The 14301-nt window shown below is 57.5% G+C and carries 18 protein-coding genes and 1 tRNA gene; 15 read left to right on the top strand and 4 right to left on the bottom strand.

The genetic code is table 11. The features are described 5' to 3' along the window. The first annotated feature begins 31 nt into the window (after positions 1-31). From RJ40_RS09795 to RJ40_RS09785, 3 genes are read left to right on the top strand one after another with little or no spacing between them, the layout of a single operon-like run. Positions 32-934 (top strand): hypothetical protein, encoded by a 903-nt coding sequence (locus tag RJ40_RS09795; protein ID WP_265580669.1) that lies wholly within the window; start codon positions 32-34, stop codon positions 932-934. After that, positions 934-1740: a type IV pilin N-terminal domain-containing protein gene (locus RJ40_RS09790; protein ID WP_265580668.1), complete on the top strand. Its 807-nt coding sequence runs from the start codon at positions 934-936 to the stop codon at positions 1738-1740. Before RJ40_RS09795 ends, RJ40_RS09790 begins: the two co-directional genes overlap by 1 nt. Positions 1741-1765: 25 nt before the next feature. Continuing rightward, positions 1766-2992, top strand: coding sequence for a PKD domain-containing protein (locus RJ40_RS09785; protein WP_265580667.1), 1227 nt, complete (start codon positions 1766-1768; stop codon positions 2990-2992). A 163-nt stretch (positions 2993-3155) separates the two neighbouring features. On the opposite strand, the gene RJ40_RS09780 is transcribed toward RJ40_RS09785, so the two are convergent. The 4 genes from RJ40_RS09780 to RJ40_RS09765 all read right to left on the bottom strand — a co-directional run bounded on the left by RJ40_RS09780 (position 3156) and on the right by RJ40_RS09765 (position 5870). Further along, entirely contained in the window at positions 3156-4277 is a 1122-nt protein-coding gene (locus tag RJ40_RS09780) for a KamA family radical SAM protein (RefSeq protein ID WP_265580666.1), read from the bottom strand. A gap of 172 nt (positions 4278-4449) precedes the next feature. Beyond that, positions 4450-4842 carry a Zn-ribbon domain-containing protein gene (locus RJ40_RS09775; RefSeq protein WP_265580665.1) on the bottom strand — a complete coding sequence of 131 codons (393 nt, stop codon included), beginning with the start codon at positions 4840-4842 and terminating at the stop codon, positions 4450-4452. A 6-nt stretch (positions 4843-4848) separates the two neighbouring features. Continuing rightward, a complete protein-coding gene (locus RJ40_RS09770) occupies positions 4849-5223 on the bottom strand; it encodes a DUF2073 domain-containing protein (RefSeq protein ID WP_265580664.1) in 375 nt (124 codons plus the stop codon). A gap of 5 nt (positions 5224-5228) precedes the next feature. Next, positions 5229-5870 (bottom strand): Era-like GTP-binding protein, encoded by a 642-nt coding sequence (locus RJ40_RS09765; RefSeq protein WP_265580663.1) that lies wholly within the window; start codon positions 5868-5870, stop codon positions 5229-5231. A 207-nt stretch (positions 5871-6077) separates the two neighbouring features. Here RJ40_RS09765 and RJ40_RS09760 point away from each other — a divergent pair, with 207 nt between their 5' ends. The 12 genes from RJ40_RS09760 to RJ40_RS09705 all read left to right on the top strand — a co-directional run bounded on the left by RJ40_RS09760 (position 6078) and on the right by RJ40_RS09705 (position 14299). After that, positions 6078-6641 (top strand): CBS domain-containing protein, encoded by a 564-nt coding sequence (locus RJ40_RS09760; RefSeq protein WP_265580662.1) that lies wholly within the window; start codon positions 6078-6080, stop codon positions 6639-6641. After that, positions 6638-7396 carry a CBS domain-containing protein gene (locus RJ40_RS09755; protein ID WP_265580661.1) on the top strand — a complete coding sequence of 253 codons (759 nt, stop codon included), beginning with the start codon at positions 6638-6640 and terminating at the stop codon, positions 7394-7396. Before RJ40_RS09760 ends, RJ40_RS09755 begins: the two co-directional genes overlap by 4 nt. Positions 7397-7400: 4 nt before the next feature. Beyond that, positions 7401-8342, top strand: a complete 942-nt coding sequence (locus tag RJ40_RS09750; RefSeq protein ID WP_265580660.1) for a CBS domain-containing protein — start codon at positions 7401-7403, stop codon at positions 8340-8342. Positions 8343-8344: 2 nt separating this feature from the next. Next, positions 8345-9187: a CBS domain-containing protein gene (locus tag RJ40_RS09745; protein ID WP_265580659.1), complete on the top strand. Its 843-nt coding sequence runs from the start codon at positions 8345-8347 to the stop codon at positions 9185-9187. Further along, positions 9184-9972 (top strand): CBS domain-containing protein, encoded by a 789-nt coding sequence (locus tag RJ40_RS09740; protein WP_265580658.1) that lies wholly within the window; start codon positions 9184-9186, stop codon positions 9970-9972. The genes RJ40_RS09745 and RJ40_RS09740 overlap by 4 nt, the downstream gene beginning before the upstream one ends. A gap of 542 nt (positions 9973-10514) precedes the next feature. Beyond that, entirely contained in the window at positions 10515-11489 is a 975-nt protein-coding gene (locus RJ40_RS09735; RefSeq protein WP_265580657.1) for a deoxyhypusine synthase, read from the top strand. A 97-nt stretch (positions 11490-11586) separates the two neighbouring features. Then, positions 11587-11671, top strand: a tRNA-Ser gene (locus RJ40_RS09730). A 28-nt stretch (positions 11672-11699) separates the two neighbouring features. Continuing rightward, positions 11700-12152, top strand: coding sequence for a 30S ribosomal protein S13 (locus RJ40_RS09725; protein ID WP_265580655.1), 453 nt, complete (start codon positions 11700-11702; stop codon positions 12150-12152). A 16-nt stretch (positions 12153-12168) separates the two neighbouring features. Further along, the gene (locus tag RJ40_RS09720; RefSeq protein ID WP_265580654.1) at positions 12169-12708 is read left to right on the top strand and encodes a 30S ribosomal protein S4; all 540 of its coding nucleotides are present in this window, start codon (positions 12169-12171) and stop codon (positions 12706-12708) included. 2 nt (positions 12709-12710) lie between these two features. Further along, positions 12711-13106, top strand: a complete 396-nt coding sequence (locus tag RJ40_RS09715; RefSeq protein WP_220681012.1) for a 30S ribosomal protein S11 — start codon at positions 12711-12713, stop codon at positions 13104-13106. Continuing rightward, on the top strand, positions 13106-13930 hold the full coding sequence (locus RJ40_RS09710) for a DNA-directed RNA polymerase subunit D (protein WP_265580653.1): 825 nt from the start codon (positions 13106-13108) through the stop codon (positions 13928-13930). The genes RJ40_RS09715 and RJ40_RS09710 overlap by 1 nt, the downstream gene beginning before the upstream one ends. Beyond that, on the top strand, positions 13931-14299 hold the full coding sequence (locus tag RJ40_RS09705; RefSeq protein ID WP_265580652.1) for a 50S ribosomal protein L18e: 369 nt from the start codon (positions 13931-13933) through the stop codon (positions 14297-14299). Positions 14300-14301: the final 2 nt, after the last annotated feature.

Raw genomic sequence — 14301 nt, 5'->3', positions numbered from 1 at the left:
CATAAATATCGCACCGATGTACATTATTAGCATGATACGGGCAGAGGACGAGGAGGGGCTTTCAGAAGTGGTGGGTTTTGTTCTCCTCCTTGGCGTCCTCGTGCTCGCACTCTCGGTCTACCAGGTCTATACCGTCCCCGCGCAGGGACGAAACGACGAGATCGGCCACATGAACGATGTCAAAGACCGTTTTATCGATTATAAACTCGCTCTCGATTCTCTCTGGTTGAACAACGCCACCGGCGTCCCACTCTCCCTCGCCTTCGACATGGGCACCGGTCAGGCCACTGCACAAGGCGGACATCTCCCGCTCTTCACGCCGACGGCATCCGCGGGAGGGCTGAACATCACGGAGGGCGATCTCCTCACCATCGAGACCAGCGACCACCCGGGGGGATGGGAGATCAAACTCGGCGCCCTTGAGTATACCTCAGAAAACCACTACTGGATGGACCAGACCTGGACCTACCAGATGGGAGGGATCTTCCTTTCCCAGGACGACGGGACGACCCTCAGACTCGCCCCACTCTTCGCCGTCTCCAACCTCGACCTGACGACCGCATCGGTGACCATCACGCCGGTGACCATCAAGGGATCCGGTTCGGTCAGCAGTACGGGGCCGGTGCGGGTGGAGACGAGACTGCAGGATATGCCAGAGGACAGACCGCCGTACGGGATCCACGCCCAGATCGAGTGGATGCGGCTCAGCATCAAGAGCAGTGATCCCTGGAGAGCGGTGGCCTGGGAACGGGCCCTGAAGGAAGCACCGGCGCGGGAAGGGATCCCGGACGAGTGGTATCAGGTTGCACGAAACGGCAATATTGCCTCCATCACCGTCACCGGGCCCGACCCCGGCGAGAAGGACGTGCTTCTCCATGTCCAGAGGGCCGACTTCTACGCCTCCCTCCACGGGGCGGCGGCGAGGATCGAGTGATGGGAATGCAGAGAGAAGACGGAATCTCCGAGGTGGTCGGGAGCGTCCTCCTCATTGCCCTGACCGTCGTCGGGGTGACAATCGTCGTTGCCCTGCTTCTCTCCGGCACCCACCCCGTGGAGGTACCGGTGGCCTCTCTCACCCCCGGCACCACCGCCGACGGCACCTTTGTCCTCGTCCATGAGGGCGGCGACCCGCTGGAGGCCGGAACCTACCGGCTGTACGTGGACGCAGGGGATGGGCCTGTTGACCGGACCGACAAGTTTCTCCTTGACGGAGATGGTGCCTGGTCACCTGGCGAGGCAATGAAATATACGGACGGAGAGTTGGACGGCCGCGTCATTGTCACCGCCCTCGTCGGGGGGGGGGAGACAGTGATCGCCGAACCCGGGGCATCAGGGGTTATCACCGCAGTCGTGGACGAGGGAGGGAGTACCCCCGGACCCGGACCGGGACCGGGCCCCGGAGATGCCGCGGTGAAGATCAACTCACCTACTGACGGAGGTCTGCTGGTCTTCTCAGGACATCCGCAGTACTTCTCGACAGTCCGGGCCTCGGTTACCGGGGGGACGGTCGAGAGTGTGAGATTCATCCTTGAGTCTTCCGGGGGCGGACTCCCGATCGAAGGAGTATACACAGCGGACCGTGGCCCGGACGGGAAATATTACGCCGAAATTACCACCAACTACGGACAACTCAAGAAGATGACCGGCCAGGAGGTCACCATCAGAGCCGTCGCCTATGACGACGCCGGCATCGCGGTGGCAAGGGACAGCGTGGCGGCACGGATCCAGGCAGCAGAATGACCTGAAAAGGAGGAGAGAGAGAGAGATGGGAAATACCGAAGAGGCGATCTCAGAACAGATCGCCGTCGTTCTGCTCATCGCAATCTTCGTCACAACGGCTGCAGTGATAGGACTCGTCGTCCTCTCCAGCCACCCGGGCAGCGCCCCACCTGCAATGCTTGCGCACCTCGACAACGACGCCCTGGCCGACGGTCGCATCATGCTGTACCATGACGGTGGCGATCCCCTGGAGAAGGGGCACTTCCAGATCCTCCTCGACGGCAGAGACCGGACTGCCGATTTCACTACCTTCGACGGCTCAGGAGATTGGAATGCCTGGAGAAACGGAGATGTACTTCTCCTTGATCTTGAAGGGGGGGAGGTGCCGGCTGACATCAGGATCACCGCCGACGGTGTGAGAGAAAATGGGAGCACATGGCTCCTTCACATACTCAGGGACAGCACATCAGCCGGCCCGACTGTCACCCCCACACCGGTCAGAGCAGCGTTCACGGCCGACCCGGCTGCAGGCGCCACTCCCCTCACCGTCCGGTTCACCGACCTCTCCACCGGGTCGCCGACCTCCTGGTCATGGGACTTCGGGGACGGCGAGACATCGACCGAGCAACACCCGGCGCACACCTACGACACACCCGGTACCTGCACCGTCACCCTCACCGCAAGGAACAGCGCCGGTTCCGACACCACATCCCGAACCATCACGGTCACGGCCCCCCCCGCAGAGACCCTGGACATCACCCTGATCACCGCTCCGCCCAAGGGCGGCACGCTTAACGACAGGAGTTCCCTTGCATTCACTGTCACGGGTTCCTGGTCCTACATCCAGGTCGGCGGGAAATACCTGGCCCTCTCCCCCGGCGATCGGGTCGAGTTCACCCTCATAGGCGACCAGAAAGGTAAACTCTTTGCCACCGGATACACCATCACCAGTTTCGAGTTCCCCGACGTCCAGGTCACAGTCAACGACGAGATCGTCGGAGAGGGTGCGATCGGCTTTGGCGAGATCTGGATCAGCAGGTATGACAATCCAGTCTCCACCCTCACCCTCTCGATCGAGCCGGAAACCGCATGGACCTCCCTTCTCGTCGACGGCAGGGTCATCCTCGAAGACTGGGACGACGGACACGGCATCGTCCTCTCCACCCTCATGCCCGACTCCATGGGCGTGATGAACCTCGACCTCACCGGCATCGGCCAGATCCAGAAACAGGTCTTCTATCAGGGCGGGGCGGAGAGGTATGCTCTTGTCTGAAGATAATGAAGAGATGGACGATACATAGGGTCAGGAAGGCGGAGGGTGATCGTTTAAAGAGTGATCCTGACATCTGCCGATCGGTCACGCAGGGGCAAAGATGTGGTCAGTCCCTGATTCACACTCCAGCAGAGGACTTCTACACAGCAAAAAAAGAGCGTGATCAGATCGGGCAGGTCAACCCCGGCAGATCGGCACGGTCGTTCACCGGTTCGGTGTAGTCATCGAACCAGAGTGCGGCCGGGTTGCGCTTGAACGCCATGAAACGCCCGATATTTGCCGAATCAGCCGCCTGGTGATACTTGAAATAGATACAATCATCAGTCAAGCCCGCGATCTCGATCTTCCCGCTCACATGGGACATCACGAGTTTCGCACGCTTTGCAAGTCCGGAGACCTGCGCCTTCGCCTCCTCAAAGATCTCATACGTCTCCTCAACCGGTACCTGGAACATCCCGTTCCCCCGCGTCGGACGGCACTGGAAGACATAGTACGGCGGGACACCGATGAAAGAGAGTTTCTTGAAGAGTTTCGCGAGCACCTCCGGGTCGTCGTTGATCCCGCGCAACAAAGGCGTCTGGTTCACCACCACCGCCCCGGCCTCCATGAGGAGAGAGAGAGCCTCCAATGCCCGGGAAGTGAGTTCACGGGGGTGGTTGAACTGAGCCATGATATAAATCCGCTTCTCAGGCGTCGAATAACGCCTGATCATCTCCAGCAGCGCCGGATCCTCGATGATCCGGAACGGATTGAAGGCAGGCATCTTGGACCCGATCCTGATGATCCTGACATGCTCGATCTCCCGCACCGCACGCACGATCGGTTCGAGCTTTGACGTGGACATGATCAATGGATCTCCGCCGGTCAGGAGGACATTCGTGATCTCGGAATGATCCCTGATATAAGCAAGTTCCTCGGTCACATCTCTCGTCACCTCAGCACCCCTCTCGATGAACAAGCGTTTTCGGAAGCAGAACCGACAGAATGATCCACATACATCCGACACCAGGAGCAACGCAGTCTCCCGGTACTTGTGCTGGATCCCTCTGACAACCGTATAGTTCTTCTCCTGCGAAGGATCGAGAACCCCTTGATCCTCCAGTTCCATCGGATCGGGAATCGCGATTCTCCGGATCGGATCGGTCGGATCATTCCAATCGATGAGAGAGAGATAATATTCGTTTGAGCGGAAAGCAAACATATCCTCGACCTTCCTGAGGGGGGCCTTGTCTTCAGCATTCAGGGCATCGATCTGGTCAACTCGTGTCAGGTATCGTGGTTTCATCTTGTTCACCTCCGTTTACCCGGATCTGTACTGGAACTACCAGAAAAGGTACATTTCACTGAAAAAACCGGGCTCGGACGACACCGGACACGCCGTGCCCATGCCGTCCAGGTATAGCACCAGATCCTATACACCCGAAGATATAAAAAGATATAGAAAACAGGAAGGGAGATCAATCCTTCCAAAAACGTCGTTTCCGGCGCTGACGACCCATAGAGAGGATATCAACCATATACTTCCCCTCATTCCCCAGGCCGACCACCATGTCTTCGCTCTGCGCGAGTTTCTCAATATTCAATTCATAAGACCCAGGGCCGACGATACGGATCGATTCGACGCGTTCATAGCAGTCAACCGGCCCGGAAACCCCTTCCATGACCTCAAGCGTCTCTTCACCGGTTTCCTCAGCAATCTCTTCGACCGACTTCTCCTCAAGCACGTCATCGTGCCGTTGCTCATCCCTGACGTAGAGAAACTTCTTGCCCCCACAACTCGGGCAGCCCTTCAGGATTTCGGTCGAACCGTCTTCAAATTCCCGTCCGCACCTGGTACACTTATGTGGCATTTCACCTCACCGTGAGGAGACCCATGCACTGATCAGACCCTCGTCCTTTTTCAAGGTTTTGAGCTGGTTTGCGGGTCCAATCACCGTGAGTCTGGACTCGTCAGGCTTCCTCCCTACAAACCGGGATAAAAAGCCTCCGAACCCCTCACCCCCATCCTTTGTCGGATAGGTCTCGATCTCAATCCCGGAAAAACCTCCCGGACTGATCTCCATCATCGTAACTTCAATGAGCCTGCTCTGCTCTTCAGGAGCAAGCCCACGTTCGAGCACGACGATCCGGCCGGCCCTGACATTGTCGAGGATCAGCCTGATCTTCTCCATCATGCTCAGCCTCTCCATCCTATCCGCAGAGACGAAATCAATCTGAACTCCCTGGATCATCTGGATCACCCGAAGATTTGAGTCATCGTTTCATAGAGCGATTCGACATTCTTCCCCTCCATCCCTGAGATCTGCACCACCGGGTGCTGGGGGAAGGCGGACCTGATCCGCTGCGGCGCAGCGTCGGGGAGATCGATCTTGTTGGCGACGATCACGACCGGGAGTTTCCTGCTCTCGACGATCCCGATCATCATGATGTTCACCTGCATGAAGGGATCCTGCGTGGAGTCAAGCATGTAGATAACGCCGTCAAGATCGCCGCGGAGCCAGTGCATCGCCTCGGCGACACCCTCGGTCGCTTCTCTGGCCCGTCTGACCGCCTCGTCCTTCTCCAGACCGTACTCCAGAAACTCATGATAGTCGATCTTGGTCGTCACACCGGGGGTATCGACGATATCGATGACAACCGAATTCCCGTTCGTACCGGTGATCGTGATATCCTCCTTACGGCGGGCCCGCCTGGTTTCGTGGGGTACCTCACTCACCGGGCCGACCGCGTCACCGGTCCAATCCCTGACGATCCTATTGGCAAGGGTGGTCTTCCCTGCGTTGGGGGGCCCATAAATCCCGATCCTTGAGTGTTTCTTCCCGAAGAATGCCCGGAAGAATTTAGATGCCTTCAGTTTTGCCCGAAACAGAAAATTCATTACTCCATCCCCTATCCGAGAATTACCAGCTATTCACTAAAAGATTGCTCTCCTCGGTATAAATAATCCCCTATATTGACGAGAATATCACTCGAGGACATACGAGCATGATTTCCAAAATGTCCTCCAGTATTCTTTTATAGGGGAATCTCATAGTAGTGTTTTGTCTGGAATAATCCAGAGAACAGCGACCCTCGGGGTGAACTCATGTCAAATACACAAGACACGATGTACTTTGAAACAAGAGTTCCGCTGAAGGAAATAATGAGGGTCAACCCCACCACCATCGAGGCTGAGGCAACGGTCGCAAAAGCCGCAGCCCACATGTGCCGTGATGAGGTCGGGAGTTGCATCGTCCTTTCAGGGAACATTCCCACCGGAATCGTCACCGAGCAGGACATCAACTGCAAGGTCGTCGCAAAGGATCTCAAGCCAAGTTCAGTGTATGTCAGGGAGATTATGAGCACTCCTCTGATCACCATCGAGACCGAACAGACGGTTGGGGAAGCTGCACAGATGATGATTAAACACCGGGTGAGAAGACTGCCCGTGGTCGAGGGCGGGAACGTGACCGGCATCGTCACGGTCAGGGATCTTCTTTCCGTTGCAAACGAGCTCAACGAACTGATGTCCGATCTCATCGTCATCAACCGCGATGAGAGTTTCGACATGGGCGTTTGCGACCGGTGCGGGCATATGAGCGACAACCTTATGCGGGTGGACTCAATGCTGCTGTGTGAAGACTGTCAGGAGGAGGAGCGCTTGAGATGAAAGTGGCTGAAGATCTGATGGTGAAGACCCCGGTCCTCACCACAGGCGATCCCATGACCCGGGCACGCCAGGTGCTGCGTGACGATATCTTCCGCGAGATCCCGATCACCAATGCCAGAGGGCGTTATGTCGGGTATATCAACATCACCGACGTGCTGAAGATCACTGAGACAAAGTCCGACGTTCTCATTGAGGGGTTTGTCCGCGAAGGGACCACGGTCCCGTCCGACCTGCCCCTGATACGAGTCGCGGAAGCGATCCGCGAGAACGGGACCGATACAGCCACCGTCGTAGATGACAACAGAAACGTGCTTGGCAGCGTGCTGCTCTCGGAGATCTTCCCTATCCTCTGCACACGCGAGGACCTCCACGGGGAGATCAAGGACTACATGCGCCGGTCACCGCCGGTCTGTGAAACCACCGACACCGTCAGCAGAGCCTATGCACAGATGCTTGACAGAGACATCACCGCGTTCGCAGTGATGAAGAACAATACCCTGACCGGAATCATATCCAGGAGGGACATCCTGAATAACGGCAGAGTGAGAAAAAGCCTCGAACGGGGAGGGAAGGTGCCGGTCGAGAGCGTGATGGTGACGCCACCCGTCACCGTCGACCTTGAAGAAGACATCAGAACAGCAGCAGAGCGCATGGTCGAGCACGATCTATCACAGATGCCGGTCATGGAGGGTGAAACCCTTGTCGGCATGATCGACAGGCATGACGTACTGAAAGGGCTCCATGTGAAGGAATGATGCTATGTACCAGAACTGGCAGAACACGAATCAGGGCGACAAACTCCTGAAGATGCCCGGGAAACTGGACCGCGGACCGGTCGACTTCAAGTCCCGGGTCGTCGAGACCAGGGGCGAAGTGATGGGTATCGCAACCAGAGATGTCATCTCAGCCCCCCCGACGACTCGTATCATCGATGCAGTCGAAATGATGACCGATTGCGGTTTCCGAAGGCTCCCGATCACTGACGCCGGAACCCATCGGCTGCGCGGGATCGTCACCGCCCGCGATATCATCGACCTCCTCGGCGGCGGGGATCACTACAACCTTGTGCGGGTCAAACACAACGGCAACCTCATCGCCGCGATCAACGAGAGCGTGCGGTCGATCATGACCCAACGGGTCAGGACGATCCCCGACTCGGCCTCGCTCGCCGAGGTCACCGAGACGATCGTCACCCAGAAGATCGGAGGTCTCCCGATCGTGAACGACGAAGAGGTTGTCGTCGGGATCGTCACCGAGCGCGATGTCATGAAGGCACTCGCCACCGAGGAGACCGACGTCGTGGTCGAAGGGGTTATGAGCACCGGACTGCGGGTCACCGGCCCCGACACGCCCATAGGCACGGTCACCAGAGAGATGATCGCGCATGGCTTCAGGCGTCTGCCCATCGTCTCCGACGACGTCCTTTTCGGGATTGTCACGGCATCAGACATCATGAAATATCTCGGAAACGGCGAGGTCTTCACCAGACTTTCCACCGGCGACGTGGGAGAAATGATGGCCCTGCCGGTTCGCACGCTTGTCTCAGGCGATCTGTACACCACGGTCCCTGACAGGAACATCAATGATGCGGCACTGAAGATGCTGCAGAAAAAGGTCGGTGCTCTCCCGGTCATTGAAGACGGGAAACTGATCGGCCTGATCACCGAATTTGATCTTGTAAGAGCGTTTTCCCAGGAGTGAGAATGATGAAGGCGGAGGAGGTGATGTCATCACCGGTCAGAGTGGTCGCGCCTGATGACACAGCGGCGTATGCGAGGAACCTGATGATCAAACACAAGATCTCTCGTCTTCCGGTCATGGAAGGAGCCCACGTCGTGGGGATCATCACCAAAAAAGATCTTGCCCGTCGCCTGCGTCAGACCGAACCGGTCTGGCGGAGAAGACCGATCGACCGCATCCCGGTCTCCATCCTGATGACGTCCGAGCCCATGACCGTCGGCCCGGAGACCGGCATCAGGGACATCGCTGCCATCATGATCGACCGGATGGTCAGCGGCCTGCCGGTGATCAAAGAGGGAGAACTCCTCGGTATTATCACCAAGGCAGATGTCCTCAGATCAAAGGCGGCAGGGAATCTCGGAGTGGGGGTCACCGGGTTGATGGAAGAAGCCGTGATCGTGAACCGTTATCATTCCCTCGATCACATCATCGACCTTCTCTCAGAGCGGGATGAAAAGATGGTTGTCATCAACAACAATGGGACACTCGCCGGCATCATCACCGAAACCAATCTTGCATTCTTCGAATACGCAAACGTGTCCGGGGGCATACCCGAAAAAGATATAAAAATGCTGAGGAAAGAAGCATCTGGTGGAAGAAAAGCATTCAGATATGTAACTGAAGTCTCGGCAATCGCGGAGGACTTCATGACCCACCCGGTCCTGACCGCTCCCCCCGAGACCACCGCCGCCGAGGCGGTGCGAATGATGGTCGACCACCGCATCAACAGCGTGGTCATTACACGAGGAAACGAAATCCTCGGTATCGTGAAACGGGACAATATCTTACAGGAAGTGGCAAAATGAGCGAAGACATGTACATCTACATCAAAGACGTGATGACAAAACCAGTTACCATCGCCAAGTCCGCGCCTATCACCGATGCCCTCGACAAGATGCTGAACGAAGATGTCGATCCCCTCATTGTCACCGACAACGGGTCGGTGGCCGGCATCATCTCACGGGAGGCAATCGCCGACAAACTCGGGAAAAAACGGAATTCCGACATTTCACCCACCAAGATCCACGTCGCAAACACCGTTTCAACCGATTACACCGCTGCCTACCCGGACCAGGGCATCGAAGTCCTTCCCGCCCTCCTGCAGCACGCAAAGATCGTGGTGGTCTTTGATACCGACCACAGGCTCATCGGTCAGGTGAGTTACAGCGATCTCCTGCGGGTTCTCCAGCCCTCAGCAACACTCAAGGAGGTGACCGAGCCGGCCTTCTCCATCAACGCCGAGGAACGAGTCGTCCATCTCCGCCGCCGGATGGTAGACGAGGGGCTTTCCAGGTTCATCGTCACCGACGAGAACGGCAGCCCCATCGGGATCGTCACCGAGACCGATGTGGCGAAGTCGATGCAGGCCTTTCGCCAGCTCGTCGAGGGGAAGTATCAGGACCACCGGATCAGGAATCTCCTGGTCCGCGACATCATGTCCGCCCCCCTCATCTCGATCAACCCCGATCTCTCGCTCTCTGAGATCATCGACCTGATGCTCAAGAAGAAGATCAGTTCGGTGGCGGTCTCTGACGGTAACAACCGCGTCGCCGGACTCGTCACCCGTTCGTCGCTGGTCCGGGCCCTCTGAGAAAAAAAATAATCTTACCCTTTTTTACAGTGTCCTGGTGACAGGTCAGTAGAATGTATCTGGACGAGAGAGAACTCCGGCCATGGAAAAATACTCTGTACTCTCTCGCGCAAGAGAGCACCGGAGACGACAAAACCTTCTCCACGATCTCTCCTCTGCCTTCCCGGCCCAATCGCAATCCCTGTGAACAGCGCCCCCGGCGCGTATGGCGTGGGAAGGCACATCGATCAGACCGGCCGCCCCACCAGACCGATCTGAACCCGCCGGCTCGCGCCGGGGGGTGGCGATTGAACAGCATCCTCCCGGATGCCCTGTCGCAAGGAGAGGGATCCAACCACACTCTGAAACGCTGCTCAGAGCAATGTTCAATCACGTATGCTTGAGCACGGAGTTCATGCCCAATCTACAAAGCCGATCCCACAGCAGTCAGAGAGAAAACCTCTACAGAACTCCTATAAGGTACTCTCCGGATGTCCCCCTTCCCAGGAACAGATCAATGCGTTCTTCTTATCTTCATACGAGTATATTCCAGGAGAAGAGCCATGGAACTCAACCCACGCCGACCGGTCCGCCCAAACAGCGACGTTCCATCACTCGTACACGCCATGAGCATGACCGGGTTCCAGGGCAGAAAACTGGGAGAATCAGTCAGGGTCTGGTCAGAGATGATCCAGGATCCCGACTGCACCATCATCCTCGGGCTTTCAGGGGCCATGGTCCCCGCCGGGATGCAAGAGTGCCTCATCGAACTGATCGCTCATCGATACGTCGACGCCATTGTCTCAACCGGCGCGAATATCTTTCACGATATCGCCGAACACCTCAGCATCAATCACTACCTGGGCCACCATTGTGTCGATGACGCAGCACTGTATGAACAGGGTATCGACCGGATCTACGATGTCTTTGCGTACGAGAATGAATTCAGAAGTGTAGACTACCGGGTTGCCTCCTTCGCCGAGAGCCTCGCCCCGTACCACGCCTCCTCAGCAGACTTCATCCGCCGGCTCGTCGGACATATCACCGATCTCGCACCGAACGGTCGGTCGTTCACCGCAGCCGCCGTACAGGCCGGGATCCCGATCTTTGTCCCGGCCCTCTGCGACTCATCGCTCGGCATCGCCCTCACCGTCGCGCGCCGGCGGGGCGCGGAAGTTGCGATCGACCAGATCGCCGATGCCGACGAACTGACCGGGATCGTCGAAGGCGCTCAAAAGACCGGGGTCGTCTATGTTGGCGGTGGCGTCCCGAAAAACTTCATCCAGCAGACCCAGGTGATCGCCTCGATGCACGGGCACGAACTTGGCGGCCATGCCTACGCAGTCCAGTATACCTCCGACGCCCCCCACTGGGGCGGACTGTCAGGGTGTACCTTCGAGGAGGCGATCTCATGGGGGAAAGAATCGCCGGAGACCAGAAGTGTTCAATGTTTCTGCGACGCCACCATCGCTCTCCCGATCGTCACTTCAGCCCTTCTCGGGAGCGGGCTCGAACGGGCTCGCCCCGGTCGGACCTAACCACAACCATTATTAAGAATTCGAACGAATACTACTGAACATCATTCATGGAGCAGCGCAAGTGCGTTGCGAGTGTCCACAGATGCGCAATTCAAATGTTGAGGTAGCCAAGCCTGGTATGGCGCAGGTTTGCTAAACCTGTGTCCCCCTGGGACTCGAGGGTTCAAATCCCTCCCTCAGCGCTTTGACCAGATCTGACGAGGCGATCAGATGGATCAAGAAGAAGAAATCAAGTACTTCGTCCGGGTCAGAGACACCGACCTGGACGGCACGAAAATGGCGCTCATCGCCCTGACCGGGATCAAAGGGATCGGGCGGCATGCTGCAAAGATCATCACGCAGCAGGCCGAGATCAACCCACGCGCGATCCTCGGGAAGATGGCTGATGACGAGATCGACCGGATCCGTACCGCTGTTGACAACTACACGTCAAGCGTTCCTACCTGGATGCTGAACCGTCCCATTGATATCCTTTCAGGCAAGCCCAGACACCTCATGGCCAGCGAGGTCGGGCTCACCCTCGAAGAGGACATCAACACCATGCGCAAGATCCGCAGCTACCGCGGGATCCGCCACGAGACCGGCCAGAAGGTTCGCGGCCAGCGCACCAAGTCCACCGGCAGGACCGGCACGACCGTGGGTGTGAGCAGAAAGAAGGCCTGATTGAGGAGACAGAAATATGGGATATCCAGGCAAGAATCATAAAACTTACTCCACCCCGAAGCGCCGGTTCGAGAAGAGCCGCATCGAGGAGGAAGTTAAACTCGTTATTGAGTACGGCCTGAGGAACAAGAAGGAACTCTGGAAGGCCCAGAGCGCCCTGCGCAAGTACCGTAAGGCCACCCGTGAAATCCTCGCCCTCGAATCTGCGGGCACCGACACCACACAGTCGGAAGCCAAGAAGCAGCAGCTCCTCAACCGCCTTGAGCGCTACGGCCTGGTCGGTGGAGAGGCTGACATCGACGATGTCCTCGCCCTGAAGACCGAGCAGGAACTCGAGCGCAGACTTCAGACCGTCGTCTACCGGAAGGGACTCGCCCGCTCACCCAAACAGGCCCGCCAGTTCATCACCCATGGCCACATCGCCATCGGCAACCGCAAGGTCACCATCCCCGGCTACATGGTCCCCAGAGATCAGGAAAGCCAGATCGAATATTACGGGCACTCTCCGCTCGCCACCGAGTCGCACGCTGAGCGCACCAGGATCAGCGGGAGGTAATCATGGCAAACGAGAAGGAAAAATGGGGCGTCGCACACATCTTCGCCTCGTTCAACAACACCATCATAACCGTCACCGACCTCTCCGGCGCGGAGACTATCACCAAGAGCAGCGGCGGGATGGTCGTCAAGCAGGACCGCAACGAGAGTTCTCCCTATGCTGCGATGCAGATGGCCAACAACGTCGCCAACACCATGAAGGAGAAGGGCATCATCGGACTCCACGTGAAGGTCCGCGCCCCCGGCCAGGGCAAGCAGCGCAGCCCCGGTCCGGGCGCCCAGGCAGCCATCAGAGCACTTGCCCGTGCAGGCATGCGTATCGGCAAGATCGAGGATGTAACCCCGGTCCCGCATGATTCGATCCGTCAAAAGGGTGGGAGACGCGGAAGGAGAGTCTGATGCAGATCGAATTTGCCAGAATTGATGATGACGCCGCTCGCTTCGTGTTGAGCGACGCCACCCCAGCGTTCGCCAATGCCATGCGCCGCGCCATGATCGGCGAGGTGCCGACGCTCGCCATCGAAGATGTCAGAACCTATGACAACTCCAGCGTACTCTTCGATGAGATTCTGGCACACAGACTCGGATTGATCCCGATAAAGACTGACCTGTCCCGTTTCGTTCTTCAGAGCGAATGTTCATGCGGCGGCGAAGGGTGTCCGCTCTGTATGGTGTCTTTCACCATGAGTGTCGAAGGCCCCAGAACCGTCCTCTCAAGCGACCTCATCTCAACCGACCCGGATACCAAACTGGTCCATGATGACATCCCCATCGTCAAACTCTTCGAGGGGCAGAAGGTCGTCCTTGAGGCCCGTGCCGTCCTTGGCATAGGGAAGAACCACGCCAAGTGGCAACCGACCAATGCCTGCGGGTACAAAGAGTACCCCGTCATCACCGTCTCTGAGAACTGCGACGGTTGTGGCATGTGCATTGACGAGTGCCCGCGCGGCGTGCTCGAACTGAAGGGCAAGACAATGGGTGTGGTCGAAGGCAAACTTGAAGAGTGCTCAATCTGTAGACTCTGCGAGAAGGCCTGCATGACCACCGGCATCGGCGAAGAGCCCGCAATCACGGTCTCCGCAGACAGCTCACGGTTCATCTTTGTCGTGGAAAGCGACGGGTCCATACCTGTTTTAACAATAATCGAAAAGGGACTGGAATTCATCAGGAAACAGTCGACGGATCTCTCAGATACATTGAGTGAGATAGCCGGAGTGAATTAGATGGCAAAGACGACGAACCAGAAGACGAACCCGCGCCTTACGCACCTCATCGCGACGCTCAAAGACACGGCGCGCGAGAACGATGCGAAGGTCTGGCGGGCCATCGCACAAAATCTGGAATCACCCAGCAGAAACTACGCTGAGGTGAACATCGGAAAGATCAATCGGTACGCCCAGGACGGCGAGACAATCCTGGTGCCGGGCAAAGTGCTCGGGAGCGGCGTGCTTAACCAGAAAGTATCGGTGGCGGCACTGAACTTCTCCGAGTCCGCGATCAGCAAGATCAACGGCCTCGAGGGCAGCTGCATGACCATTGAAGAACTGGTCCAGACAAACCCGAAGGGCTCTGGCGTGAGGATTCTGAGGTGAGA

The sequence above is a fragment of the Methanofollis aquaemaris genome (genome assembly GCF_017357525.1).
GTDB classification, from domain to species: Archaea; Halobacteriota; Methanomicrobia; order Methanomicrobiales; family Methanofollaceae; genus Methanofollis; species Methanofollis aquaemaris.
This window is presented reverse-complemented; position numbering and strand designations above follow the sequence as displayed.